The sequence below is a fragment of the Nocardiopsis sp. YSL2 genome, assembly GCF_030555055.1.
Classification (GTDB): Bacteria; Actinomycetota; Actinomycetes; order Streptosporangiales; family Streptosporangiaceae; genus Nocardiopsis.
The window spans coordinates 3,979,617-4,005,514 of record NZ_JAMOAO010000001.1 but is presented as its reverse complement, the minus strand read 5'-3'; the positions used below and the strand labels follow the sequence as shown (position 1 = coordinate 4,005,514).

The 25,898-nt window shown below is 71.1% G+C and carries 25 protein-coding genes; 7 read left to right on the top strand and 18 right to left on the bottom strand.

Annotated features, from left to right (window positions below; all coding sequences use genetic code 11):
• Positions 1-50: 50 nt before the first annotated feature.
• Both M1P99_RS17785 and M1P99_RS17780 read right to left on the bottom strand, forming a co-directional pair.
• Positions 51-1,058 carry a tryptophan--tRNA ligase gene (locus M1P99_RS17785; RefSeq protein ID WP_304453726.1) on the bottom strand — a complete coding sequence of 336 codons (1,008 nt, stop codon included), beginning with the start codon at positions 1,056-1,058 and terminating at the stop codon, positions 51-53.
• A 9-nt stretch (positions 1,059-1,067) separates the two neighbouring features.
• Positions 1,068-1,418: a TetR-like C-terminal domain-containing protein gene (locus tag M1P99_RS17780; RefSeq protein ID WP_369696563.1), complete on the bottom strand. Its 351-nt coding sequence runs from the start codon at positions 1,416-1,418 to the stop codon at positions 1,068-1,070.
• A gap of 9 nt (positions 1,419-1,427) precedes the next feature.
• Between M1P99_RS17780 and M1P99_RS17775 the strand changes: the two genes are divergently transcribed.
• Together M1P99_RS17775 and M1P99_RS17770 are read left to right on the top strand one after the other, a co-directional pair.
• Positions 1,428-1,694: a hypothetical protein gene (locus M1P99_RS17775; RefSeq protein WP_304453724.1), complete on the top strand. Its 267-nt coding sequence runs from the start codon at positions 1,428-1,430 to the stop codon at positions 1,692-1,694.
• On the top strand, positions 1,691-2,023 hold the full coding sequence (locus M1P99_RS17770) for a type II toxin-antitoxin system PemK/MazF family toxin (protein ID WP_304453723.1): 333 nt from the start codon (positions 1,691-1,693) through the stop codon (positions 2,021-2,023). Before M1P99_RS17775 ends, M1P99_RS17770 begins: the two co-directional genes overlap by 4 nt.
• Here the strand turns inward: M1P99_RS17770 and M1P99_RS17765 are convergent.
• From M1P99_RS17765 to M1P99_RS17725, 9 genes are all read right to left on the bottom strand, one after another.
• Complete coding sequence (locus M1P99_RS17765) at positions 1,995-2,972, bottom strand: zinc metalloprotease (RefSeq protein ID WP_304455740.1); 978 nt, start codon at positions 2,970-2,972, stop codon at positions 1,995-1,997. The two genes, M1P99_RS17770 and M1P99_RS17765, sit on opposite strands and share 29 nt — an antisense overlap.
• A gap of 128 nt (positions 2,973-3,100) precedes the next feature.
• Entirely contained in the window at positions 3,101-4,822 is a 1,722-nt protein-coding gene (locus M1P99_RS17760) for a DEAD/DEAH box helicase (protein WP_304453722.1), read from the bottom strand.
• A 142-nt stretch (positions 4,823-4,964) separates the two neighbouring features.
• Positions 4,965-5,228: a hypothetical protein gene (locus tag M1P99_RS17755; protein WP_304453721.1), complete on the bottom strand. Its 264-nt coding sequence runs from the start codon at positions 5,226-5,228 to the stop codon at positions 4,965-4,967.
• 13 nt (positions 5,229-5,241) lie between these two features.
• Positions 5,242-6,036, bottom strand: a complete 795-nt coding sequence (locus M1P99_RS17750) for a class E sortase (protein ID WP_304453720.1) — start codon at positions 6,034-6,036, stop codon at positions 5,242-5,244.
• A gap of 369 nt (positions 6,037-6,405) precedes the next feature.
• On the bottom strand, positions 6,406-6,648 hold the full coding sequence (locus M1P99_RS17745; RefSeq protein ID WP_053618320.1) for a DUF3039 domain-containing protein: 243 nt from the start codon (positions 6,646-6,648) through the stop codon (positions 6,406-6,408).
• Positions 6,649-6,715: 67 nt separating this feature from the next.
• Complete coding sequence (locus tag M1P99_RS17740; protein ID WP_304453719.1) at positions 6,716-7,297, bottom strand: YqgE/AlgH family protein; 582 nt, start codon at positions 7,295-7,297, stop codon at positions 6,716-6,718.
• Positions 7,298-7,507: 210 nt separating this feature from the next.
• Positions 7,508-8,905, bottom strand: coding sequence for an NAD-dependent malic enzyme (locus M1P99_RS17735; protein ID WP_304453718.1), 1,398 nt, complete (start codon positions 8,903-8,905; stop codon positions 7,508-7,510).
• Positions 8,906-9,316: 411 nt separating this feature from the next.
• A complete protein-coding gene (locus M1P99_RS17730; RefSeq protein WP_304453717.1) occupies positions 9,317-10,045 on the bottom strand; it encodes an AAA family ATPase in 729 nt (242 codons plus the stop codon).
• A gap of 273 nt (positions 10,046-10,318) precedes the next feature.
• Positions 10,319-11,284: a tetratricopeptide repeat protein gene (locus M1P99_RS17725; protein ID WP_304453716.1), complete on the bottom strand. Its 966-nt coding sequence runs from the start codon at positions 11,282-11,284 to the stop codon at positions 10,319-10,321.
• Between the two features lie 217 nt (positions 11,285-11,501).
• Between M1P99_RS17725 and M1P99_RS17720 the strand changes: the two genes are divergently transcribed.
• The gene (locus M1P99_RS17720; RefSeq protein ID WP_304453715.1) at positions 11,502-12,341 is read left to right on the top strand and encodes a hypothetical protein; all 840 of its coding nucleotides are present in this window, start codon (positions 11,502-11,504) and stop codon (positions 12,339-12,341) included.
• A gap of 120 nt (positions 12,342-12,461) precedes the next feature.
• Here the strand turns inward: M1P99_RS17720 and M1P99_RS17715 are convergent, their stop codons facing one another.
• Both M1P99_RS17715 and M1P99_RS17710 read right to left on the bottom strand, forming a co-directional pair.
• Positions 12,462-14,192, bottom strand: coding sequence for a methylmalonyl-CoA mutase (locus M1P99_RS17715; RefSeq protein WP_304453714.1), 1,731 nt, complete (start codon positions 14,190-14,192; stop codon positions 12,462-12,464).
• A gap of 75 nt (positions 14,193-14,267) precedes the next feature.
• Positions 14,268-14,789, bottom strand: coding sequence for a MarR family transcriptional regulator (locus M1P99_RS17710; protein WP_304455739.1), 522 nt, complete (start codon positions 14,787-14,789; stop codon positions 14,268-14,270).
• Between the two features lie 751 nt (positions 14,790-15,540).
• Between M1P99_RS17710 and M1P99_RS17705 the strand changes: the two genes are divergently transcribed.
• Positions 15,541-17,487 carry a glycoside hydrolase family 18 chitinase gene (locus M1P99_RS17705; protein ID WP_304453713.1) on the top strand — a complete coding sequence of 649 codons (1,947 nt, stop codon included), beginning with the start codon at positions 15,541-15,543 and terminating at the stop codon, positions 17,485-17,487.
• Between the two features lie 415 nt (positions 17,488-17,902).
• Here the strand turns inward: M1P99_RS17705 and meaB are convergent, their stop codons facing one another.
• Complete coding sequence (gene meaB, locus M1P99_RS17700; protein WP_304453712.1) at positions 17,903-18,862, bottom strand: methylmalonyl Co-A mutase-associated GTPase MeaB; 960 nt, start codon at positions 18,860-18,862, stop codon at positions 17,903-17,905.
• 142 nt (positions 18,863-19,004) lie between these two features.
• Positions 19,005-20,192 carry an acetyl-CoA C-acetyltransferase gene (locus M1P99_RS17695; RefSeq protein WP_304453711.1) on the bottom strand — a complete coding sequence of 396 codons (1,188 nt, stop codon included), beginning with the start codon at positions 20,190-20,192 and terminating at the stop codon, positions 19,005-19,007.
• 85 nt (positions 20,193-20,277) lie between these two features.
• Between M1P99_RS17695 and mce the strand changes: the two genes are divergently transcribed.
• Positions 20,278-20,742: a methylmalonyl-CoA epimerase gene (gene mce, locus M1P99_RS17690; RefSeq protein ID WP_304453710.1), complete on the top strand. Its 465-nt coding sequence runs from the start codon at positions 20,278-20,280 to the stop codon at positions 20,740-20,742.
• Between the two features lie 456 nt (positions 20,743-21,198).
• Positions 21,199-22,500 (top strand): DivIVA domain-containing protein, encoded by a 1,302-nt coding sequence (locus M1P99_RS17685; protein ID WP_304453709.1) that lies wholly within the window; start codon positions 21,199-21,201, stop codon positions 22,498-22,500.
• 156 nt (positions 22,501-22,656) lie between these two features.
• Here the strand turns inward: M1P99_RS17685 and M1P99_RS17680 are convergent, their stop codons facing one another.
• The 3 genes from M1P99_RS17680 to M1P99_RS17670 all read right to left on the bottom strand — a co-directional run bounded on the left by M1P99_RS17680 (position 22,657) and on the right by M1P99_RS17670 (position 25,039).
• Positions 22,657-23,397, bottom strand: coding sequence for an alpha/beta hydrolase (locus M1P99_RS17680; protein ID WP_304453708.1), 741 nt, complete (start codon positions 23,395-23,397; stop codon positions 22,657-22,659).
• A gap of 35 nt (positions 23,398-23,432) precedes the next feature.
• Positions 23,433-23,750 (bottom strand): ATP/GTP-binding protein, encoded by a 318-nt coding sequence (locus M1P99_RS17675; RefSeq protein WP_304453707.1) that lies wholly within the window; start codon positions 23,748-23,750, stop codon positions 23,433-23,435.
• A 74-nt stretch (positions 23,751-23,824) separates the two neighbouring features.
• On the bottom strand, positions 23,825-25,039 hold the full coding sequence (locus M1P99_RS17670) for a 3-hydroxybutyryl-CoA dehydrogenase (RefSeq protein WP_304453706.1): 1,215 nt from the start codon (positions 25,037-25,039) through the stop codon (positions 23,825-23,827).
• 91 nt (positions 25,040-25,130) lie between these two features.
• On the opposite strand from M1P99_RS17670, the gene nucS reads away from it, so the two are divergent.
• Complete coding sequence (nucS, locus tag M1P99_RS17665) at positions 25,131-25,808, top strand: endonuclease NucS (protein WP_053618299.1); 678 nt, start codon at positions 25,131-25,133, stop codon at positions 25,806-25,808.
• Positions 25,809-25,898 lie beyond the last annotated feature (90 nt).

Sequence of the window (25,898 nt, the reverse complement as noted above, 5' to 3'; positions counted from 1 at the left end):
ACCGTCCCGTGGTCGGAACCGTGTCCCCGGCGTCGACCGCGCCGCGTGGGTCAGGCGACGCCGATGGCCGCGCGCACGCGGTCGATGACGACGCGGGCGCGTTCGCGGGCGCGGGCCGATCCGGCGTCGAGGATCGCGTCGATCCGAGCGGGGTCGGCCATCAGCTCCTCGTAGTGGGCTCGCTTGGGCGCGAGCTCGGCGTTGACGGCCTCGAAGAGCTCGTTCTTGAGGTCGCCCCAGCCCATGCCGCCGGCCTCCAGGCGCTTGCGCACGTCGGCGGCCTTGTCCTCGTCGGCGAAGTGGGTGAGGAGCTGGAAGGGCACCGAGGTGTCGGGGTCCTTGGGGTCCTCGACCGGGGTGGAGTCGGTGGGGATGCGGCGGATGACCTTCTTGAGCTTGTTCTCCGGCAGGAACAGCGGGATGTGGTTGTCGTAGGACTTGCTCATCTTGCGGCCGTCGACACCCGGCAGGATGCTGGCGTCGCTGTCGTCGATGACGCCCTTGGGCAGCGGGAAGCTGTAGGACGCGCCGAAGCGGTGGTTGAAGTACCCGGCGATGTCGGCGGTGTACTCGATGTGCTGGGACTGGTCGCGGCCGACGGGGACGCGGGTGGCCTCCATGATGAGGATGTCCGCGGCCATGAGGATGGGGTAGTTGTACAGCCCCATGTTGATCCCGGCGTCGAGGTCGGTGATCCCGGCCTCGTTGTTGCGGTCGCGGGCGGCCTTGTAGGCGTGCGCACGGTTCATGAGGCCCTTGGGGGTCAGGGCGCTCAGGATGGTGGTGAGCTCGAAGGTCTCCGGGACGCTGGACTGCCGGTAGATGACGGTCTGCTCCGGATCGAGCCCGCACGCGAGCCAGGTGGCAGCGCCTGACCGGATGCTGTGGCGGAGCTCGTCGGCGTCCTTGATGGAGTTGAGGGCGTGGTAGTCGGCGATGAAGTAGTACGAGTCGTACTCGCGCGCGGCCGCCAGGGCGGGCTTGATCGCGCCGATGTAGTTGCCCAGGTGGAAGTCACCGGTGGGCTTGATCCCGGTCAGGTAGATGTTCGCTGCCATACCCCTAGCCTAGCGGCGTGCCCGGCGGCTGCTCGCCCTGGCGGGGCTCACGCGCCCGTCCGTGTGCGGCACCGGTCGGGGCCGCCAGCTGTTCGGTGAGCAGCGCCAGCCTCCGGTCGCGGTCGGCCCCGGGGGCAGTCGGCCGTCCCTGGCCAGGGTGACGAGCCCGTGGATGCTGGACCAGCCGACCTCGGCGAGGAGTTCGGGGTCACGGCCGTCGGCGAAGGGGCTGAGGACGCGCAGGACCGCCTCGAAGACGGCTCGCAGGGGGCGGGAGTGTCCGGCTGCCCGAAGGGCACCCAGCAACGCTAGGCATGGGAACCGCCCCGGTGTCTCGCATTGGTACCCCCGGTTAGGCATACTGGGGGTATGAGTTCTACGGATACCACGATCAAGGTCCCCAGAAGACTACGTGACCGAATCAGCGAACGGGCCAAGCGCGAACACGTGACCCTCGCGGTGGCGATCGAGCATGCCCTGGACGAGGCCGAGGAGTTGGAGTTCTGGGGTGACGTCCGCCGCCACCACGCTTCGCTGTCCGACGCGGACCGCCAGGACCACCTGGTGGGCCACGCCCTCCGGGACGACCTGGACGACCCTTCGGACGACGCGTTGAGCGACAGGGAGGCCTGGTGAGGCGCGGCGAGATCCACATGGCGGATCTGGGCGATCCCGTCGGCCACGGGCAGGCGCTCCGAAGGCCCGTTCTCCTCGTCAACGCTCAACCCTGGCTGGAGTCCCGCCCTCCCGTGGTGATGGTCCTCCCACTGACACGCACCCGCCGGCCCGGTCCCACGCACGTCGAGATCGAACCGGGAGTCTCGGGGCTGAAGGAGATCAGCTACGTCAAGTGCGAGGACCTGCGAGCCATCTCGCCTCTCCGGTTGGAGCGCCGGTTCGGCAGCGCCGAGGACACTGTGATGTGGCGGATCGACGTCATTCTGCGGCGGCTCCTGTCCTTGTGAGCGCGCGCGGGTCGCCGCCGCGGAAGGCCGCCCAGTGCTCGGCCATCCGCTCGGCCTGGCCCGACGTGAAGGACGTCATGCAGGCGTCGTCGCTGTAGTTCATGAAGTTGTGGACGGGGTCCAGCCCCCTCCGGGTCCGGCAGGTGTCGCGCCCCTTCGGGCAGCCGGTGGCCGCCTCCCGCTCGTAGGGGGTGTCGGACACGTAGTCGCCCGGAGCCTCGCAGCCGTTCTGGAAGGTGTGGAACAGGCCCAGCCAGTGGCCGACCTCGTGGGTGGCGGTGTGGCCCAGGTCGAAGCGCCCGCGCCCGCCGCCCGGCAGGGTGTCGTGGGCGACCACCACCCCGTCCTGGTCGGGAGCGGCCGCGTAGTCCTGCGGGAAGCTGGAGAAGCCGAGGAGCCCCGGCCCCAGGTCGGCGGTGTAGAGATTGAGCGTCTCGGGTCCGCCCTGGCGCAGGTGCGAGCGGATGACGTTCCTGTGGTCGTTGAAGCTGGAGAACCAGTCGTCGTCGACGGTACGGGTGATGCCGCTGAGCGTGAAGCGGAACCCGGTGTCGGTGGACTGGGGACCGGTGGCGAAGCGGCCGCCGTAGGCGGCGTTGAGGGTCTCGATCTGGTCGCGCACGCGCTCGCCGGAGACCCGGCCCTCACCGTCCTCGCCCTCGATCACGTGCACCACCACGGGAACCTCACGCGGCGGGGCGACGTCCTGCGCGCGCAGGGGTTCGAGCGCCTCACGGAGCCTCTTCTCGTACTCCGCCGCCTGACCGGGGGTCAACTCCCCTCCCTCGGAGAGGAGCCCCGGCAGACCCGGATCGCTCAGGCGGGCCTCCAGGCCCGGCGGGCACGGCTCAGCGGCGTCCTGCCGTGCGGAGGCCGCGGGGCCCGCCGCCGTCGGAGCGGTGTCCGGCAGGCTGCTCGCCACGAGTCCCGTCAGCGCGGCACCGCACATCACGAGTCCGGACCAGAGCGCGGTGTTCGCGCGAAGACGTCGTCCCATCATCTGACGGACAGTAGCGACGCTCTGACGGAGCGCCGACTGGGCATGCGCGAACTTGCGAAGTATTTGCCCGAATCACGCTATTTGCGGCCGACCGCCCAGGTGCGCAGTTTGGCGATGCGCTCACGGATCTGCGTCGGGGACGCCTGCGCCACGGGCGGACCTCCGCACGCGCGGCGCAGTTCGTTGTGGATGACCCCGTGCGGCTTGCCCGTGCGGTGGTGCCACGCCCCCACGAGTCCGCTCAGCTCACGGCGCAGTTCGGCGATCACCTCGTGCGTGGGCCCCTCGTCCCGCTCCGGCTCGGCCTTGGACCTGACCTTGCGCTGGTTGGCCTGGATGTCGGCCTTGCGCTTGCGCAGCAGCTGGGACACCTGCTGGGGGTCGAGCAGCCCCGGCAGCCCCAGGAAGTCCTCCTCCTCGGAGGAGCCCGGCGATCCGCCGTACTCCAGGCCGTCGTAGAGCGCGCGGTCGAACTCCGCCGCCGACTCCATCGTCTCGAAGGGCAGCTCCTCCCCCGCGTCGGGGGTGTCGCGCTTCTTGTTGGCCTCCTTGAGGAGGTCCTCCTCCGGGTACTCGTCGTCGGTCGGGGTCCGGTCCAGGACGTGGTCGCGCTCGCGCTCCATCTCACCCGCGTACTCCAGCAGCGTGGGCACCGACGGCAGGAACACCGACGCGACCTCGCCGCGCTGGCGCACCCGCACGAAGCGGCCGATGGCCTGGGCGAAGAACAGGGCGGTACTGGTGGAGGTGGCGTACACCCCCACCATGAGCCGGGGCACGTCCACACCCTCCGACACCATGCGCACCGCGACCATCCAGCGGTCGTCGCTCGCCGCGAAGCGGCTGATCTTCTTGGAGGCGGTCGGGTCGTCGGAGAGCACCACCGTGGCGCCCTTGCCGGTGATCTGGCGCAGGATCCGCGAGTAGGCGCGGGCGTTCTCGTGGTCGCTGGCGATGACCAGGCCGCCCGCGTCCGGGTGCGTCTTGCGGACCTCGGTCAGCCGCCGGTCGGCGGCCTGCAGGACCTTCTTGATCCAGTCGCCCTTGGGGTCCAGGGCCGCGCGCCAGGCCTGGGACAGGGCGTCCTGGGTCAGCGGCTCGCCCAGGCGGGCGGCGAGTTCGTCGCCCGCGCGCGTACGCCAGCGCATCTCACCGGAATAGGCCATGAAGATGACCGGGCGCACGACCCCGTCCTCCAGGGCGGGGGCGTAGCCGTAGCTGTAGTCCCACGAGCAGCGGCGCACCCCCGAGCTGTCCTGGACGTAGTCCACGAACGGGATGGGGTTGATGTCGGACCGGAAGGGCGTACCCGTCAGCGACAGCCTCCGGGCGGCCGGGTCGAAGGCCTCGCGGGCCGCGTCGCCCCAGGAGAGCGCGTCGCCGGCGTGGTGCACCTCGTCGAAGATGACCAGGGTCCTGCGCGCCTCGGTGCGGTTGCGGTGCAGCATCGGGTGCGCGGCGACCTGCGCGTAGGTGACGGCGACGCCGACGTACTGGCGGCCGAGCGCGCCCTGGCCGTTCTTGAAGTCCGGGTCGATGGGGATACCGAACCGCGCGGCGGCCTCCGCCCACTGCTTCTTCAGGTGCTCGGTCGGGCAGACGATGGTGATCGCGCGGATCCGGTGCTGCTGGAGGAGTTCACTGGCGAGGGTGAGGGCGAACGTGGTCTTGCCCGCGCCGGGCGTGGCCACCGCCAGGAAGTCCCGGGGATCCCTGCGGAAGTACTCCTCGAACGCCTCCCGCTGCCAGGCCCGGAGCCCGCGCAGGCGGTCCTCCATCGTGGTCTGCGTTACCGTCATCCGTCCCGTCCCCCGTTGCTCACCTGCTTGAGGGTAGCGGGAGGAACCGACCGATCAGAGTGACCCCGGGGTGGTGCCGCGCACACCCCGGGGCCGCCTCCGCGGAGGGCACGGCGGTTCGCCCCGCTACTGGTCCTCGTTCTCAGCCCTGGCCGTCGGTCGCGTCGTCGACCAGACCCTCCTGCGGTGGGGCCTCCCCGTCGGCGGGTTCCTCCGCCGGCGCGCCCTCCCCGGCGGGGGCGGGCCCGCCGCCCTCGACCGCGCCGTCGTTGAAGGGCATGTGGGGCGACAGCGCCGGGAAGGCGAACATCCACAGCAGTACGGCGGTGCCCACCAGCAGGCCCAGCGCCATGATCAGCTTGGACACCCACGGGCCGGGCAGGATACGCCAGATCAGACCGTACATTCGCGTTCCTTCCCTACTCTTGGTCGGCGTCGGGGGCCATGTGCGCGATGGAGTCGGGCATCCCCTCGGACTTGGGCGTGGTCTCGGTCAGCTCGGCCCACACGATGAGCCGGTGGGTGTTGTTGAGCTTCGGTGCGCACGTGGTGAGGGTGAGCAGGGACCGCTCCGGCTCCTCGTCGGTGGCGTCGTCGAAGGGATCGGGGTCGACCACCCACACGTCGTCGGGCAGCACGGTCTCGTCGCGGAACACCTCGTAGGTGTAGAAGTTCTCCGCGTCCTCCAGCACCATGACGTCGCCCGACCCCAGCTGGTCCAGGTCCCAGAAGAGGCCGGGCGTGCGGTGCGCGGCCACGCCGTAGTTGCCCGCCTGGCCGGGTTCGCTGTCGAACCAGGTGTAGTGGCCGGGGCTGAACTGGATGTCCTCCTGGGTGGTGCCGTTGACCACCACCCAGTCGAGGTCGAGGCTGGGCACGTACAGGCGGCTGTCGGCGCTGCCCGGCAGCGGGGCCGAGTCCGGTCCGGTCTCGTCCACGGCCGCCCAGCTCTCCTCCAGCCCGTCGGCCAGGTCCTGCTGTTCCCTGTCCGTCTCCCACTGGGACCCGTAGACCTCGTAGGCGGCGTAGAACAGCATGAGAAGGCCCGCGGTCAGCAGGAGCTCACCGATGGTCCTGACGATGCCCCGGACGACGTCGCCGGGGGTGGCGCGTGGCCTGCGCTGACGGGGGCGGCGCCGCCGTCCGCCCTGGTTGCGCCCCCGGCCCCGGGGTCGGTCCTCGTCCAGCGGCTGCCGATCAGTTGCGGACACCAATACGACCTACTCCTGTCGACCTAGGATGCTCACAGCGGTTACCGGAGGGCACGACCAGCGGGACCCCGGTGCGGGGTGGGGGACGACCTCGACATCGTGCCGGTACACGATGCTGAGCAGCGACGCGGTGAACACGTCGGCGGTGCGCCTCGCGCGGCCACCCGCTCCTGGGACAGTATCGCCACACGATGGGCGTAGGCAGTCGCAAGCCCCAAATCATGCAGGACCACGATAACCGCCCACCGCCGTCCGCGCGTGGACGCGCGGCGGAAAGGCCCCCGCTTCCCGTCGGCCGGACACCCCGGACACGGTGAAGGGCCTTGGCGCGCATGGTCCGCCAAGGCCCTTCACCCGTCCGAGGACGGGTACCTACTTCATCATGTCCTCGTAGGCCTGCTTGCACTCCGGGCACACGGGGAACTTCTTCGGGTCCCGGTTGGGCACCCACACCTTGCCGCACAGGGCGATCACGGGGTCGCCGGTCACGGCGCTCTCGGTGATCTTGTCCTTCTGCACGTAGTGCGCGAACCGCTCGCGGTCCCCGTCACCGTGCGAGATCTCCGGTTTGGTCTCACTGTCCGGCAGAACCTTGTTCACGACATCCATCGCCATCGTGACTCACACCTTTCCACGTCTGTGTTCCACGGTATCGGGGAATCGGTTCTACTCCGACTGGCGCTCAGTTCAGCGTGGGATCGTCCGGATAGGTCGACAGCAGCGCGAGGTCCCCGCCCTGACGGCGCAGCACCCGCGACCACAGGCGATCCGGCTCGGTCGTGAACACGTCCTGTGCCAGCGCCGGCACCACGTACCAGGCGCCCTCGTCGATCTCACCGGACAACTGCCCGGCACTCCAGCCCGCGTAGCCCGCGAACACGCGGAACGCCCCGAGGGCGCCGCCCATCTCCAGGGCCGGCCCGTCGAGGTCGACCATACCGACCCGGCCCAGTCCGGCGTCCGGTTCCAGCCCCTCCAACGGCGCCCAGCCCTGCGGAGCGGTGTCGCGCACGGCGATGCCCAGTGCCAGCCCGGAACCGGAGCCCACGGGGCCTCCGGAGAACATCACCGCGGGTTCGCTGGCGTAGGGACCCCAGTCCGCGACGACCTCGTTCACGGGCATACCCAGCGGACGGTTCAGGATCACTCCGAGGGCGCCGTCGTCGGTGTCGTCGACGACGAACACCACCGACCGGCGGAAGGAGTCCTCTTGGAGGATGGGGGCGGCCACCAGGAGCCGCCCCGTGAGTGTTGGCTGGTCCATGCCACACCTTTACCCAGTTCCGGCGCCCCGCCGCAGCCGCACTCCCCGGCCGGGGCCCGCACTGTCTGTCGTCACTGTCGTTCGGCGAGGAGGCCCGGGGTCTCCCCGCCCAGTCCGACCCGGGCATGGAGGGCGAACCGACGCGGCCTGGAGCGGTCGGGCCGGGCGGGGAGACCCCGCGGACACCGCGGTTCCGCCCGGTCCCGCGCCCTAGTCGAGCGTGGACCGCGAGGCGACCTCGCGCACCGCCGTGGCCACGTGGTGCGACAGGTCGGAGTGGAAGACGCTGGGGATGATGTAGTTCGGTCCCAGCTCGTCCTCGGTCACCACGTCGGCGAGGGCCTCGGCCGCGGCGACCATCATGTCCGAGGTGACGTCGTGGCTCTGGGCGTCCAGCAGGCCGCGGAAGAAGCCCGGGAAGACCAGGACGTTGTTGATCTGGTTCGGGTAGTCGCTGCGCCCGGTGGCGACCACGGAGGCGTGCAGGTGCGCGACCTCGGGGTCGACCTCTGGGTCGGGGTTGGCCAGGGCGAAGATGATCGAGTCCTCGTTCATCTCCGCGATGTCGTCCCCGCCGAGCACGTTGGGCGCGGAGACGCCGATGAACACGTCGGCCCCGGCCACCGATCCCCTCAGGTCGCCGCTGTAGCCCGTGGGGTTGGTGTGGTCGGCGATCCAGCGCAGGTTGGAGTCGAGGTCCTCGCGGCCCTGGTGCACGGCGCCGTGCACGTCGCTGACGATGATGTCGCGGGCACCGGCGTGCATGAGGAGCTTGAGGATGGCGGTCCCGGCCGCGCCGGCGCCGGACATGGCGATGCGGACCTCGCCGAGCTTCTTGCCGACCACGCGCAGGGCGTTGCGCAGGGCGGCGAGCACGACGATCGCGGTGCCGTGCTGGTCGTCGTGGAAGACCGGGATGTCGAGCAGCTCGCGCAGGCGGGCCTCGACCTCGAAGCAGCGGGGCGCGGAGATGTCCTCCAGGTTGATACCGCCGAAGCCCGGGGCGATCACCTGGACGGTGCGGACGATCTCGTCGACGTCCTGCGTGTCCAGGGCGAGGGGCCAGGCGTCGATGTCGGCGAAGCGTTTGAACAGGGCGGCCTTGCCCTCCATCACGGGCATGGCGGCCTCGGGGCCGATGTTGCCCAGGCCCAGTACGGCGGAGCCGTCGGTGACCACGGCGACGCTGTTGCGTTTGATGGTCAGGCGGCGGGCATCGTCCTTGTTCGCGGCGATGGCCTGCGAGACGCGCGCCACACCGGGGGTGTAGGCCATGGACAGCTCGTCGCGGTTGCGCAGCGGCACCTTGGACTTCATCTCGATCTTGCCGCCGAGGTGCATCAGGAAGGTGCGGTCGCTGACCTTGTGGACGACGACCCCGTCGACCGCGCCGAGGGCGTCGACGATGGCCTGCGCGTGCTCGGTGTCGCGCGCCGCGCACGTGACGTCGATACGGATGCGCTCGTGTCCGGCGGCCGCGACGTCCAGCGCGGTGATCATGCCGCCCACCTGCTCGACCGCGTTGGTGAGGCTGCCGACAGCGCTGCCTCCGGCGTCCAGTTCGAGACGGACGGTGATGGAGTACGAAACGCTGGGAAGGGTGGCCACGTAATGCTCCTTGGTCTTACTCGGGGTGGTGCCTGCGCGGGCACGCCGGCAACCCTTCCCGCGTGCGTGCGCTGACGCCGGGGAACACTCCCACACGGACCGGAGCGCAAGCGCGCTCCGCTGGCGGCCCGCCCGCAGCGGTGGCTTCGGTGGGCGGCGCTGGGCGACGCCCGCGTCGGCGCGAGCTCGGGGTGGAACGTCCTGCGGACCCGGGACGACCGGTGGCGGCACACCGTCACCGACGCAGCGGGGCCCAAGATGGAGGGCTGGTCTGGACCCGTAATCGGGTCGCCTCACCTTACCTGAGTCAAGGCCTCGCCGTCAGCACAAGGTGACAATTACCGCCTTAGTAAAGAATCGCATAAATTACGACGCCGCTTGAGTGTCCGGGCGGCCGCCGGAGGGGGTCTCTCAGGGTTCCGCTCCGTCGCTCGCCCTGTCCTCGGCGGCGCGGACGATGACGTCCACACACGCCTGGGGCGTCAGGGCGGTCCCGTCGAGCACGATGTGGTAGTGCTGCGGCGAGGCGGGATCGGTCCGGTAGAAGCGCCGCACGTAGGCGTGGCGGGCGCGGTCGTTGTCGTCCAGCGTGCGGAGGGTGGGCTCGCCCTCGCCCCAGCCCTGCCCGCCGACCTCCTCGCGGTCGCCGGACGCCCACAGCCGCCGGGCGCGGCGCAGGCGTGCGTGGCGGTCCCCGTCGAGCCGCACGTGCAGGGCGGTGGGGTGGTCGGCGAGCACGATCGCGCCCGCCCGGCCCAGGACGACGCCGCCCCGGTGCGCGAACTCGCCGATGACCTCTTCGGTCCGCTCGACGAACTCGTGGTCGTAGAGGAGCCGGCCCTCCTCGTTGGTGGTGCCGATGAAGGCGGTGTCGACGCTGCCGAGCGTCACGGTGGGCAGCCGGGCGGCACTGGAGAGCAGGCGCTCGATGCCGCCGGGGGCGCGATCGTCGCGTTGGAGCACCTCGTCCAGGGAGCAGCCGATGCGCCCGGCGACGGCACTGGGGATCGCGCGGTTGAGGAAGGGCACGCGCAGACGGGCGGCGACGGCCGGCCCGATCACGCTGCCGCCGGCGCCGAAGGTCGCCGAGATCGTGACGACGGGCGCGTTCGCGCCTTCGTCAGGGGCGTCGTTGGCCATGGGGCACCTGCCGTGTCACCACGCGGGCCGAGCTGGACCGCTGTTGACCGACTTCTACCCGGCCCGCGGCGGATCTCACGCGTGCCCGTCCGCGCGAAAAAACGTGACGATTTGCCGTTTTGTCCCATGAAGGGATGAAAACGGAGAAAAAAGAATGCCGCCCCGGACGAGGAATCTGTCCCGCCGCCGACACGGCCCGGGGTCCGTGCCCGTGTCGGCGCCGGGGGGCCGCCCCGGCGCCGACACGGGTCCGCGTTGTCGTGCGGGAGTGGATCAGAACAGTGCCGCGGTCAGCTTGCGGCGTGCCGCACCGACCCGGGGGTCGCCCGGGGGCAGCAGCTCGAAGAGCCCGAGCAGGTGCGTGCGGGCCTCGTCGCGGTCGTCGTCGCTGGTCCGCCGGACCGTGTCGATGAGCCGGTCGAAGGCGTCCTCGAACTTGCCGCCGTACATGTCGATGTCGGCGACCCGGCACTGGGCCGCGACGTCATCGGGACGGTCGGCCGCCGCCTGGCGGGAGCTGTCGGGGTCCACGTCCTGGAGCCGGCCGATGAGGCGCACCTGGGCGAGCTTCATCTTGGACTCGGTGTCGCCGGAGTCGGCCTTGACCGCGTTCTCGTACACGGCCGCGGCCGCCTCGAAGTCACCGCGCTCCAGTGCCTCCTGGGCCTCGGAGTCCACCGGGCGGACCGAGGGGTCCCCGGGCTGGTCACCCTGCGCGCCCGGCTGCTCCGCCTCGGCGCCCGGCTCGCCCTCGACGGTGCCGGGGTGCCCGGGGGGCAGCATGCCCTGCTCGGCCAGGGCCCCGAAGACCTGCCCCAGCCAGTCGCGCAGCTGGGCCTCGGTGGCGGGACCGGCCGGGCCGGGCATGATCTGGCCCTGGACGGCGACGATGATCATCGGGGTGGAGGGCACGCGCAGGGCCTGCATGAGCTGGGGGCTGGCCTCGCTGTCGAGCTTGGCCAGGAACCAGTTGCCGCCCGAGCGCGCGGAGATGCCGTCCAGCGCGCTCTCGACCTGCTGGGACTGCTCCGACCAGCCCGCCAGGACGGCCAGCACGACCGGAACGGACATCGACCGTTCCAGCACCTCGGCCTGGAAGTTGGACTCGTCGACGTTGACGGCGTAGGGGTTGGTTCGACCCGCCGACTCCGCCGCGCGCTGTTTGGCCTCGCGTTCCATGGCCGCCTTGCGCGCGCCGAGGTCAACGGCACTGTTCGGTGAAAAGTCCGAAGGCTGCATGGTTCCATCCTGCCGCATGCGGGACGGGGTGGGTGACGCTCCCGGGCGCCTGCGCGGAATCCGTCGCCGAAGGGGTGTTGTCCACGGGGCCGCGCCGTCCTACGGTGGGTCGCTCATCGGGAGGCGCAGCGCCCCGGCTGGCCGGGAAAGCGCTTCCTTCTCGGGATCGGGAGTGACCCGCTCTGATCTCACCATCACCGAGACGAACAGGACCCCCATGCACACGACACGACACCTCAGGCCCCCCGCATCCCTCAGAGTCGGAATCGCGACGGCCGCCCTGGCCCTGGCGGCCGGGCTCAGTGGCGGCGCGGGCGCCGCCCCGGCGGAGGCGGCCTCCGCCGTGAACGCCATGGATCGCCGGTGCGAGGCCTTCGCGGAGATCCCGATGGGCCGCTACTGGATCAACAACAACCTGTGGGGCCAGGACGCCGGGTCCGGCACGCAGTGCGTCGAGGACCTCTACCGCAACGGCGAGGCCATCGGCTGGCGCACCGACTGGGACTGGACCGGCGGCCCCTACCAGGTCAAGTCCTACGCCAGCGCGGTACTCGGCTGGCACTGGGGCTGGAAGTCGGACCGCACCGGCCTGCCGGTCCGGCTCTCCTGGGGCACCCCGGTCCCGAGCGCGTGGGACTACGACGTCTCCACCGACGGGACCGCGGCCGTCAACTACGACCTGTGGCTGCACGACACCGCCGATCCCGGCTGGGAGGACGACCCCGCGGACGAGGTGATGATCTGGCTCTCGGCGCACGGCGGGGCCGGACCCATCGGCGGCAGGGTCGCGACCGTGGACGTGGCGGGCCAGAGCTGGGACCTCTACCGCGGCGAGATCCTGGACGACGCCGGGAACCACATGTGGTGGGTGCACTCGTTCGTGCACACGGAGGGGACGACGTCCTTCGACGCGGACCTGACGGACTTCACCGGCGCCCTGGTCAGGCGCGGCGACCTGCGCGAGGGACAGTACCTGAGCAGTGTGCAGGCCGGGGTCGAGGTCTTCCGGGGGTCGGGAGAGCTGACCACTCGGGCCTACCGCACGACGGTCGGGTGACCTGACGCCCGTCCCCGCGTCGACGGCCCCCGGCGGGAGGTCTCCCGCCGGGGGCCGTCGACGCGGGCGGGCCCGGGGCCCGCCCGCGTGGCGGGTCTCCGCGTCCCGGGTCGGCCCGGGTCAGAACTGCGGGTCCTCCGTGTAGGTCCCGAACTCCTCGCCCATGGTGGCGCAGATCTCCCCGAGGGAGGCTTCCGCGCGGGCCGCGTCCATGATGAGCGGGATCAGGTTCCCGTCGTCGGCGCGCACACCCTCCAGGAGCCGGGCCAGGGCCTTGTCCACGGCGGCGCCGTCGCGCTCGCGTCGGCGCTCGGTGAGCGCCCTCTTCTGCTCGTGCTCCACCTCGTGGCTGATCTTGAGGATGTCCAGCTCACCGGAGACGGTGCTGGTGTGGCAGTTGACGCCGACGATGCGCTTGTCGCCCTTCTCCAGCGCCTGCTGGTACTGGAAGGCGGACTCGGCGATCTCGGAGCTGAAGTAGCCGTTGTCGATCCCCGCGAGGATGCCCGAGGTCATCGGGCCGATCGCGTGCTCGGCGTCCATGCCCCCACCCATCCGGAGGATGTGGGTGAAGATCTTCTCCGCCTCCGCCTCGATCTCGTCGGTGAGCGACTCCAGGTACCACGACCCGCCCAGCGGGTCGGCGACGTTGACGACGCCGGTCTCCTCCATGAGGACCTGCTGGGTGCGCAGGGCGATCTCCGCCGACTGCTCGGTAGGCAGGGCGAGGGTCTCGTCGAGCGCGTTGGTGTGCAGGGAGTTGGTTCCGCCCAGCACGGCGGCGAGCGCCTCCACGGCCGTGCGCACCACGTTGTTGTACGGCTGCTGCGCGGTGAGCGACACCCCCGCGGTCTGCGTGTGGAAGCGCAGCCACTGGGCCTTCTCGCTCGTGGCCCCGTAGGTGTCGCGGATCCAGCGCGCCCAGATCCGGCGGGCGGCGCGGAACTTGGCGATCTCCTCGAAGAAGTCGATGTGGGCGTCGAAGAAGAACGAGAGACCCGGCGCGAAGCGGTCGACGTCCAGTCCGCGCGAGAGACCCAGCTCCACGTACCCGAACCCGTCGGCCAGCGTGTAGGCCAGCTCCTGCGCGGCCGTGGCCCCCGCCTCGCGGATGTGGTAACCGGACACCGACAGCGGCTTGAACGCCGGGATGTGCTCGGCGCAGTACTCCATCAGGTCGCCGATGAGCCGCAGATGCGGCTCGGGCGGGTACAGCCACTCCTTCTGGGCGATGTACTCCTTGAAGATGTCGGTCTGCAGCGTGCCGTTGAGCGTGCCGATGTCCACGCCCTGGCGCTCGGCGGCGACCAGGTACATGCAGAACGCCGGGATGGCCGGGCCGCTGATCGTCATCGACGTGGTGGTCTCGCCCAGCGGGATGCCGTCGAAGAGCAGGTCCATGTCGGCGACCGAGTCGATGGCGACACCGCAGTGCCCGACCTCGCCCAGGGCCTGCGGTGAGTCGGAGTCGTAGCCCATGAGGGTGGGCATGTCGAAGGCCACGGAGAGCCCGCCGCCGCCGTTGGCGAGGATCATCTTGTAGCGCTCGTTGGTCTGGCGCGCGTTGCCGAAGCCGGCGAACTGCCGGATCGTCCAGGCCCTGCCCCGGTAGCCCGTGGGGTACAGGCCGCGCGTGTAGGGGTACTCCCCCGGCCAGCCGATGCGTTCGAAGCCGGGGACCTCCGCGCCCGGGCGCGGCCCGTAGACCGGCTCCAGCGGGCGTCCGGACAGGGACGTGAAGTCGGCGTCGCGCTTGCGCGCGGCGTCGTAGCGGCGCTGCCAGCGCTCGCGCCCGGCCTCGATGCCGTCGGCCCCGCCACCGTTGGAGGGGTCGCTCGTGGTGTTCGCCATACCCAGATAGTAGGACGTCCAACTAAGTATGTACAGAGGCGGAGCCCCTGGCCCCACGCGGACCGGAAGGGGGCCTCAGCGCCGCTCGGCGGACCCTGCGACGGGCTCGGGGAAGTCGCCGAAGTCCACCCTGAGCCTGGTGAACATCTCGTGCATGCGCCAGAGTTCGTCGTCGGAGTAGCAGCTCAGACCGAACTCCATGCCCAACAGGGCCTGCGTCGCCTGCTCGGTGACCTCGCGCCCGGTGTCGGTGATCTCGGCCAGCACGCCGCGCCCGTCGCTCGGATTGGGGAGGCGGCGCACGAAGCCCTGCCCCTCCAGCCGGTCGATGGTGTTGGTGACGCTGGTCGGGTGCACCATGAGGCGTTCACCGATCTTGCCCAGCGGCAGCGCCCCGGTGGAGCTGAAGGTGAGCAGGACCAGCGCCTCGTAGCGGGCGAAGGTCAGGCCGAACGGCTTGAGGGCGCCGTCCAGCTCCCCGATCAGGATCTGCTGCGCACGCATCACGGAGGTGACGGCCGCCATGGCGGGCGAGGCCCCCCAGCGGTGCGTCCAGTTGTCGTGTGCGCGCTCGATCGGGTCGAACGGAAGATTCAACGGGTTTCCCACGTCGTCACTCTAGTCACCCGGGTGGTGCTAGCACTCAAACGCATGGGAGTCAACGACCACGCGTGGCCACAAGGGGACAACTCGTCGGTCAAGCACTGGCCTACCCCGCCAGCTCGACTGGTCCGGTCCGCGGTCGGCCGTGGGCCGGAAAAACCGCGTGAGGGCGTTGACGGGACCCGTAATTATTAGTTAAGTTTCCTAAAAATTAATTGCCCCACGTCAGAGGCTTCGGGTGACGCGTCGAGCCCGCCCGGCCCACTTCCGATCACCTATCCCCCAGCAGGAGATCCGCCCGACGTGAGTACTCACCGCCTTCCGGACCCACGACGACGCGGCGCCCGCGCCCTGGCCCCACGGACCCCCGGTCCGGTCACCCCGGACCGGGTGGTGTCGGTGCTCTGATCCGGGGAGCACCGCCGCCGGGGTCGGCGCGGACCGATGTGCGACGGACCGCGCCGACCCCCCACCCCCACTCCCGGCCCCTCCCTCCCCTGACCGCCGGAGGAACGATGCTGCCCCAGCCGCGTACGCGCTCCAGAGCACCGCCCCGCCCCGTGACCCCTCCGGCTCCGGCCGAGCCGGGACACCGCGGTCCGCCCCGCGAGGGCGAACGCGCGTGGGAGTCCCGCGCACCGGAGCATCCGCCGCATTCTCGGACGCACACCCCTCCCCCGACGCCACCGGCATCTGGCGCCCCGGGGCTCCCCGCACCCGCTCACGTACCAGGAGAGACCCCCACGTGAGAGCAGCACGACTCAGGACCCGGCTGGCGGCCCTCGCCGCGGCCGTCCTCATCGCCCCCGTGGGCCTGGCGGCCACCCCCGCCGCGGCCGACACCACCGGCATCACCGTGACCTACGTCGAGACCAGCCGCTGGGACAGCGGCTACGGCGGCCAGCTCACCATCGACAACGGCTCCGACGCCGCGCTCGACGAGTGGACCATCGACCTCACCCTCCCCGAGGGCACCACCATCACCAGCCTGTGGAACGCCACCCACACCAGTTCCGGCGGCACCCACACGATCTCCAACCCCAGCTGGGGCGCGAGCGTGCCGGCCGGCGGAACCTACTCCATCGGCTGGAACGGCACCCACTCCGGTGGGGAGACCGCTCCCCTGGACTGCTCCCTCAACGGCGGCTCCTGCTCCGGGGAGCCCGGGACCCCCGACACCGAGGCGCCCAGCGCGCCCTCCGCCCCGGCCGTCACGGGGACCACCTCCAGCACCGTGTCCCTGGAGTGGGGCGCGGCCACCGACAACGTGGCCGTCGCCGGGTACGAGGTGCTCTCCGGCGGCGAGGTCGTGCGCGCGGTGAGCGGGACCAGCGCCACCGTCACGGGACTGGACCCCGAGACCGAGTACACCTTCACCGTCCGCGCCTACGACTCCTCCAACAACCGCGGCGCGGAGAGCGGACCGGTCACCGCCACCACCGACGAGGCGGGCACCGGCACCCCGGTGGACGAACGCCGGGTGGCCTACTTCACCCAGTGGGGCATCTACGACCGCGGCTACCTGGTGCGGAACCTGGAGACCTCCGGCACCGCGGAGAAGCTCACGCACATCAACTACGCCTTCGGCAACATCAACGCCAACGGCGAGTGCTTCATGGCCAACCAGCTGGGCCAGGGCGACGCCTGGGCCGACTACGGGCGCTCCTTCACCGCCGACCAGAGCGTCGACGGCGTCGGTGACACCTGGGACCAGGACCTGCGCGGCAACTTCAACCAGCTGCGCGAGCTCAAGGAGCTGTACCCGGACCTGAAGGTCAACCTGTCCCTGGGCGGCTGGACCTGGTCCGAGAACTTCTCCGACGCGGCCCTGACGGCGGAGTCGCGCGAGCGGATGGTCTCCTCGTGCATCGACCAGTACCTGCGCGGCAACCTGCCGCTCTTCGACGGCGCGGGCGGCCCGGGCGCGGCCGAGGGCGTCTTCGACGGCATCGACCTCGACTGGGAGTGGCCGGCCTCCGCCGGGCACGAGCACAACACCGTGCGCCCCGAGGACCGGGAGAACTTCACCGCCCTGGTGCAGGAGTTCCGCGACCAGATGGACGCGCTGGAGGCCGAGACCGGCCGCCAGTACGAGCTGACCTCGTTCATGCCCGCCGACCCGGAGAAGATCGACCTGGGCTACGAGCTGGACCAGCTCATGCCCAACTTCGACTTCATCACGGTGCAGGGGTACGACTTCCACGGCGGCTGGGAGAACACCACCAACCACCAGTCCAACCTGCTGGAGACGCCGGGCGACCCGGGCCCGGACATCTTCTCCACGGAGACGACCATCCAGACCTACCTCGACTACGGGGTGAGCCCCGGCGACATGCTGCTGGGCGTGCCGTTCTACAGCCGCGGCTGGACGGGCGTCCCCGCCGGCCCCGACGGGAACGGGCTCTTCCAGACCGGCACCGGCCCCTCGGGCGGCACCTACGAGCAGGGCATCGACGACTGGAAGGTGATCAAGGACCTGAGCGGCTTCGACCTGTACAGGGACGACGCCTCGGGTACGGCCTGGCTCTACGACGGCACCACCTTCTGGACCTACGACGACGAGACGTCGATGACCCAGAAGACCGACTGGGCCCAGGCCAACGGCCTCGGCGGCGTGATGATCTGGTCCGTCGACGGTGACGACGCCGACGGCAGCCTGATGACCGCCATCGACGGCGCTCTGGCCGACTGACCCTCGGGAGCCGCGAGGCTCCCCTCGCAGTGCCCGGGCCGACGCGGAACCCCGCTCCGCGTCGGCCCGCCCCATGTGTGTGCGAGAGGCCGCTGTGTCTCCTCCACTCCCGCACCGAGAGCGCCCGGGCCAAAGCGAGGAACGAGCGGAGGCCCAAAGAACACACAGGGCGAGGGCGCCGACGGGTCCTGGAGGGCCTGGAGGTGCACTCCCGAGGAACGAGAGAGTACACCGGAAGGACCGAAGGCCCCGTCTTCAAGGCGCCCGGGCCAAAGCGAGGAACGAGCGGAGGCCCAAAGAACACACAGGGCGAGGGCGCCGACGGGTCCTGGAGGGCCTGGAGGTGCACTCCCGAGGAACGAGGGAGTACACCGGAAGGACCGAAGGCCCCGTCTTCAAGGCGCCCGCAGCCGCCTCAGTCCCGGGGCTCGGTGCCCAGTTCCTTCAGGAGCAGGTCGGCGGCGGTGTAGGGGTCGTGGCGGCCCTCGGCCACGTCGCGGGCCAGGGCGTCGATCCCGCCCGCCGCGCCCACACCGCCCAGGCGCGAGCGCAGCCGCTCCAGGGCGATCGCCTGGATCTCGCCCCGGGCGCGCGCCCGGCGGCGCTCGGCGAGTTCACCGTTGGCCTCCAGGTGGGCGTAGTGCTCCTCCACCCGGGACCACAGTTCCGCGACGCCCTCGTCCCTGGCCGCGACGGTCATGACGATCGGCGGCTTCCACTCCTCGTCGGTGCGGTCGACCATGGCGACCATCTGGCGCAGCTCGCGCAGCGTCACCCGGGCGCCGTCGCGGTCGGCCTTGTTCACGGCGAACACGTCGGCGACCTCCAGCACGCCGGCCTTGGCCGCCTGGACCGAGTCCCCCATGCCCGGCGCGCACAGCACCACGGTGGTGTCGGCCTCGCCGGCGATCTCGACCTCGGCCTGGCCCACGCCGACGGTCTCCACCAGGATGACGTCGAACCCGGCCGCGTCCAGGACCCGCAGGGCGTGCGGGGTGGCCCAGGACAGCCCGCCCAGGTGGCCGCGGTTGGCCATGGAGCGGATGTAGACGCCCGGGTCGGTGGCGTGCTCCTGCATGCGCACGCGGTCGCCCAGCAGGGCGCCGCCGGTGAAGGGCGAGGAGGGATCGATGGCCAGCACCGCCACGCTCAGGTCCCGCCCGCGAACGGCGCGCACGACGGCGTTGGTGGTCGTGGACTTGCCGACGCCCGGCGACCCGGTGAACCCCACCACGCGGGCCCGCCCGGTGTGGGGCGCCAGGCCCGACATGATCTCGCGCAGTTCGGCCGACCCGTTCTCCACCAGCGTGATGGCGCGGGCCAGTGCACGGCGGTCGCCGTCACGGACCCGTTCGACCAGTTGGGCGGTGTGCATCGAACTCCCTTGTTCGTCGACGTGCTCGCGGCGGGCTCCGGGGTCTGCCGGGGCCCACCGGGTCGGGGCCGGTGTGCCCAGGCCCGCGACGGGGCGGAGGGTTCGTGGCCCCCCGCCCCGGAAAACGCGTACGTCCCGCCGGCTACTCGGCGGGGACGGTGAACAGCAGGGCGTCGCCCTGGCCACCGCCACCGCACAGGGCCGCGGCGCCGAGGCCGCCGCCGCGCCGACGCAGTTCGGTGACCAGGTGCAGGGCCAGACGGGCGCCGGAGGCACCGATCGGGTGGCCGATGGCGATGGCTCCGCCGTCGACGTTGACGATGTCCTCGGACACCCCGAGGTCACGCACGGACTGCAGGCCCACGGCCGCGAAGGCCTCGTTGATCTCGATCAGGTCGAGGTCCCCGACGGACCGGCCCGCCTTGGCCAGCGCGTGCTGGATGGCGTTGGAGGGCTGGGAGTGCAGTGAGTTGTCGGGTCCCGCGACGTTGCCGTGCGCGCCGATCTCGGCCAGCACCGGGGCGCCGAGCTCCTCGGCCTTGGCGCGGCTCATCACGACCACGGCGGCGGCGCCGTCGGAGATCTGCGAGGACGAGCCGGCGGTGATGGTGCCGTCCCGGTCGAAGGCCGGACGCAGCCGGGCCAGGCTCTCGGCGGTGGTGTCGGGGCGGATGCCCTCGTCGGCGTCGAAGACGATCGGGTCGCCCTTGCGCTGGGGGATCTCCACCGGGACGATCTCCTCGGTGAAGCGGCCCTCGGCCGCCGCGGCGGCGGCGCGCTGGTGCGAACGGGCGGCGAAGGCGTCCTGCTCGGCACGGCCGATGCCGAGCTTGGCGTTGTGCCGCTCGGTGCTGGCGCCCATCGAGTCGCCCTCGAAGGGGTCGGTCAGGCCGTCGTGCGCGGTGGCGTCCAGGACCTCCACGGACCCGTACTTGTAGCCCTTGCGCGACGCGGGCAGCAGGTGCGGGGCGTTGGTCATGGACTCCATGCCGCCCGCGACGACGATGTCGAACTCGCCGGCGGCGATGAGCTGGTCGGCGAGGGCGATCGCGTCCAGGCCCGACAGGCACACCTTGTTGATGGTCACGGAGGGCACGTTCATGGGGATGCCCGCCTTGACGGCCGCCTGCCGGGAGGGGATCTGGCCGGCGCCGGCCTGGAGCACCTGTCCCATGACCACGTATCCGACCTGTTCGCCGCTGATGCCGGCCCGCTCCAGCGCGGCCTTGATCGCGAAGCCGCCGAGATCTGCGGCGGAGAACCCGGCGAGGGAGCCGAGGAGTCGGCCGGTCGGGGTCCGAGCCCCACCGACGATGACGGAACCGGGCATCGTAACTGGCCTCCATGTGATCGGTGACGCACCTGGTCTGCCACGATACCCACACGGCCCTCGTCCATCTCCGGGAGGTTCACCCATGGGCTCCGCGCCCGGCCCCAGCGGCCCGTTCTCCGGCCTGACCCGTCTCGACCACGTCGGAATCGCCTGCCGCGACCTCGACGCCTCGATCGACTTCTACCGCTCCACGTACGGCTTCGTGGTGGAGCACGAGGAGGTGAACGAGGAGCAGGGCGTCCGCGAGGCGATGCTCCGAATCAACGGCACCGACGACGGCGGAGCCACCTATCTGCAACTCCTCGAACCGACCAGGCCCGACTCACCCGTGGCCAAGTTCCTCGACCGCAACGGCGAGGGTGTCCACCACATCGCCTTCGGCACGGGCGACGTGGCGGCCAGCGCCGCGGGTGTCGGCGAGCGGGGCGTGCGTGTGCTGGACAAGGAGCCGCGGCACGGCACGCTGGGGTCCAGCATCGTCTTCCTGCACCCCAAGGACTGCGGCGGCGTGCTCACCGAACTCGTCCAGGCGGCGGAGCACCCGTAGGCGGACGCCCTATGGCACACTCAGGGGCCCATCGGGGCGAGGGACACGCTCACACGACGTCACGAGGACGTTCCGGACACATCACATCTTGGGCACCCAGAGAACCCTTGACCTTCCCGCCCACCGGAAGTTACCCGAAACCCTCTTCCCAGGGGTGCGGCGCTTGATAAAGTCGGCTAGCTGCCGGATCCGATTTCCGGCGTGGTCCATGTCTTGCCGCCCGGTGGTCGAGCCTTGGTCAACGTGCCGCCGTGCCACCGCGTCGTGAATTTCGACCGGTGCCCGCCCACGTCGGACGGAGGAGGTCGGGGAGTGACCGGTCCCGTCGTCCCGGCCCACCGCCAGGTCCGCACACCACCGGACACCGCACCGTCCACGGGGGTGGAAGCAGCCGCCCTCCCGCCGCTCTCGGCCGAATGCAAGTAGCCGTCTCGCACCCGTTCAGGATTCCGCCACATGTCGTCAAACAACATTGACACCCAGCTCAACAACATCTTCGACGAGGACAACACCCCGCCAGAATTCGACGTGGTGCTGCGTGGCTTTGACCGCACCCAGGTGCTGGACTACCTGGAGGGTCTGCGCAACGAGGCCAAGCAGTCCAGCAAGCAGGTCGAGAAGTTCAAGTCCGAGCTCCAGGCGAAGAACCGCCAGCTCCAGGAGCGTGAGCGCCCCTCCTACGCCGGTCTGGGATCGCGGATCGAGGAGCTGCTGCGCCTCGCCGAGGAGCAGGCCAACGAGCTCGTCCAGAGCGCCCAGATCGACGCCAACGACATCAAGTCGGCGGCCAAGATCGAGGCCGCCGAGATGCGCGCCGCCGCCGAGTCCGAGGCCACCGAGGTCCGCACGCTCGCCCAGCGCGAGGCCGACGAGCAGCGCCAGGCCGCCGAGTCCGAGGCGGAGGAGATCTCCACCACGGCCCGCCGCGAGGCCGACGAGCTCACCTCCACCACCGAGCGCGAGGTGCAGAAGAAGCGCTCCGCCGTCGACCACGAGATCGCCGAGAAGCGGGCGACCTTCGAGGGCGAGATCGCCAAGCTGCGCACCACCACCGAGCGCGAGTGCGCCCAGGCCCGCGCCGCCGCCAAGCGCGAGCGCGACGAGACCATCCAGGCCGCCAAGAGCCAGGCCGAGGAGCTGCGCAAGAACGCCGAGCGCGCCTACGCCGAGTCCGAGGCCCGCCGTACCGAGGCCGAGGACCAGTTCGAGCTCCAGCTCGCCGACCGCCGCGCGGAGGCCGAGCGCCAGGACGCCGAGCGCCTGGCCGCCGCCCAGGCCGCCACGCAGAAGATGGTCAACGAGGCCGAGGAGCGCGCCTCCAGCGCGGAGCAGCGTGCCACCAAGGCCAGCCAGCAGGCCGAGCAGACCCGCCGCGACGCCGAGAACCACGCCAAGCAGCTGGTCAACAACGCCAAGAAGAACGCCGGCCAGATCGAGGCCGAGGCCAAGTCGAAGGCCGAGCACCAGCTCGCCGACGCCAAGTCCGAGGCCAACCGGATCATGACGGCCGCCACCAAGGAGGTCGAGGAGCTCAACGCCCAGCGGGACAGCATCCAGTCGCACCTCCAGCAGCTGCGCCAGCTGCTCGGCGGTGGCGGCGGCGCCCCCGCCCCGGCCGCTCCCGCCGCCCCCGCACCGGCGGCCATCTCCCAGCCGGAGCCGGCCGCCAAGCCCGCTGCCAAGCCCGCCGCGGAGGAGACCAAGCAGCCCGCGCACACCGGCAAGGGCAGCGACGACGAGGACTGGTGGCAGGAGTAGCGTCCCGGTCGTCCTCTGACGGCTGAGCGCTCCGCGTCCACGACGAGGGGCCCGTTCCCGGGAACGGGCCCCTCGTGTCGTGTGCGCGGCGGTCACCGCCCCCACGCGCCCGCGTCCGGTTCGGCACGGGAGGCCGACCGGCCGGCCAGGCCGTCCCTAGCGGAGCGGCTGGACGTCCTTCTCGTAGGGGCCGTCCCACTCCGTCGGCAGGGGATGGGCGGCGGGGTTGACGCGCTGGACGATCTCGTCGAGCACGCGTCGCACGTAGGTCTCGCCCACCCACAGGTGCTTGGCGCCGTCGACACCGATCACCTCCGCCTGGGTGAGCGGTTTGAAGCGCTCGGCTGCCTCGTCGGGGCGCAGGAAGTCGTCGTGCTCGGGGACCAGGGCCACGACGGGCTTCCCGGACTCCGCCCACACCCGCATGTCGGCCTCGTCCGCGCGGTGCAGCGGGGGCGAGAGCAGCAGCGCGCCCTTGATCTGCGGGTCGCAGCCCCACTTGAGCGCCAGTTCGGTGCCGAACGACCAGCCGAGCAGCCACGGCTCGGGCAGGCCTTCGAACTCGGTGAACTCGATCGCCGCGACCACGTCGTGCTGTTCGGTCTCGCCCTCGCCGAACTCGCCCTGGCTGGTGCCGTGCCGCGAGGTGGTGCCGCGCGTGTTGAAGCGCAGCACCGCGATGTTCGCCAGGGCCGGCAGCCGGAACGACGCCTTGCGCAGGACGTGGCTGTCCATCATGCCCTCGGCCGTGGGCAGGGGGTGCAGACACACGAGGGTGGCCACAGGCTTCCCGCCCTCGGGCAGGGCGAGCTCACCGACCAGCTCCAGTCCGTCGGCGGTGTGCAGGGTGATGGGGCGTCGCACGGCGGGCAGCACCGTGGTGGCTCGGATCTCCATGGCTCCTCAGTGTCCGGATGGTCCTCGGGCGGATGTCAGTAGCGGGGGGCGCGCGAACGCCGGTCCCAACAGGAGGAGTGCCAGTGGCGGCGGTCGCCGCCGTCGCCGTAGGGGCGCCAGGCCACGACGTGCGCCATCCCGGCGGGGATCTCCTGCACGCAGCCCGGGCAGCGGTAGACCTTGGTGGCGGAGGCCCCGGGGATGCGCCGCGTCACCCACTCCCCGTCGGCTCCGGTCTCCCGGCGCTGGCCGCCGGTGATGCGCAGCATCAGGGCGTCCTCGTCGGGGGGACCGTTCGACGGTCCGCGGCGACGGGAGGACTGGCGACGGGAGGAGTTTCGACGCGGGCTCACGCCGTCCAGGGTAGGAGAAAAGCGGCAGTGGCCGCCGCCACACGCGCGACGGCGGCCACTGCCGCTCGGGATGATCAGCCGTGGCAGGCGCAGCCGCCGCCCTGCCCCGAGCCCTCCTCGGTGTCGGGCAGCCGGTCCATCAGCAGCGGCGCGGGCACGGTGACGCTGGTCAGGCCGTACTCGCCCATGGCCACCAGGGTGGTGACCACCGACTCGGCTCCGCGCTTCTCCAGGAGCTCGGTCGGGCCCTCGGGGTAACCGCACCCGAACCGCATGGCGGTGTCGACGTCACGGGCGGAGGCGTAGCCGTCTCCGATCATGCGCATCGCGTCGTCGATCTGCGGCGCGATGAGGATCTCGCCCAGGTCCAGGGTCTCCTCCTCGCGGATCATCTCCGCGAAGCGGCCCGTGGGCTGGGGCTCCTCCTTCTCCTCCGTGCCCGCGTAGAAGCCCTGGCCGCTCTTGCGGCCCAGGCGTCCGGCCGCGACCATGCGCCGCAGCAGGGGCGCGGCGACGTAGCGCGGGTCCCGGTACTCCTCCCACAGCACGTCCATGACGGCCAGGCACACGTCCAGGCCGACCAGGTCGGCGAGGGTGAGCGGCCCCATGGGCAGCCCGGCGGCCTTCTGCACGGCGGCGTCGATCTCCTCGCGGCCGGCGACCTTGCGCTCGTAGAGCCGGATGGCGTCGTTGATGTAGGGCACCAGCAGGGCGTTGGCCACGAAGCCGGCGCGGTCGCCCACCGCGATCGGGGTCTTGCCGATGCGCTTGGCGACCTCGGTGACGACGTCCACGGTCTCGGCGGTGGTGGAGACCGTGGTGATGACCTCGGCCAGCTTCATGACCGGCGCCGGGTTGAAGAAGTGCAGACCGACGACCTTGTCCGGGCGTCCGGTGAGCGCGGCGATCTCGGTGACCGAGAGCGAGGAGGTGTTCGTGGCCAGGATCGTGCCGGGCGGGCAGATCCGGTCCAGGTCGCCGAAGACGTCCCGCTTGATGTCCATACGCTCGGGCACGGCCTCGACGACGAAGTCCGCGTGCGCGAGGTCCTCGCGAGAGGTGGTGAAGCTGAGCCGGGCGTCGATCCCGGCGCGTTCCTCCTCGGTGAGTTTGCCCCGGCTGACCGCACGGGAGAGGGACTTGTCCACGTGACCGCGACCGCGGTCGAGGGCGGCCTGGTCGATCTCGACGCCGATGACGTTGAATCCAGCGCGGGCGAACACCTCGGCGATGCCCGCGCCCATCGTGCCGAGTCCGACGACTCCGACCTTGTCAAATTCCTGCACCATGTGCCCCACCTTAGACGGCCGTCCTTTCCGCCCCGTACGTGACCGCCGCGCTCCGGCCCCGGGCGGCCCCGGAAGGCGGTAACGTGACGCCGTGCGTCTCGTCATCGCGCGGTGCAGTGTCGACTACGTCGGCCGTCTCACCGCACACCTGCCCATGGCTCCCCGGCTCGTCCTGATCAAGGCCGACGGGAGTGTCTCCATCCATGCCGACGACAGGGCTTTCAAGCCGTTGAACTGGATGAACCCGCCGTGCAAGCTCCGTGAGGAGACCGTGGCGGACGGCCCCGACGTGTGGACGGTCACGCACACCAAGTCCGGCGAGAAGCTGGTGCTGACCGTCGAGGAGGTCCTGCACGACTCCTCGCACGAGCTCGGCAAGGACCCCGGCCTGCAGAAGGACGGGGTGGAGTCGCACCTGCAGGAGCTGCTGGCCGAGCACATCACCACGCTCGGCGACGGCTACACGCTCATCCGCCGCGAGTTCCCCACCGCGATCGGGCCCGTCGACATCCTGTGCCGCGACGCCGCCAACGCCACGGTGGCGGTCGAGCTCAAGCGGCGCGGCGACATCGACGGCGTCGAGCAGCTCACGCGCTACCTGGAGCTGCTCAACCGCGACCCGCAGCTGGCCCCCGTGCGCGGGGTGTTCGCCGCCCAGGAGATCAAGCCGCAGGCGCGCGTGCTCGCCGAGGACCGCGGGATCTCGTGCGTGGTGCTGGACTACGACGAGCTGCGCGGCATCGAGCCGGACACCCTGCGCCTGTTCTGATCCCCGGGCCGCGGGGCCGGTGTCTCCGCCTCCGGTGTCCTCCGAACGGAGGACACCGACGCGCCCCGGTGGCCGATACCACGGCGGGCG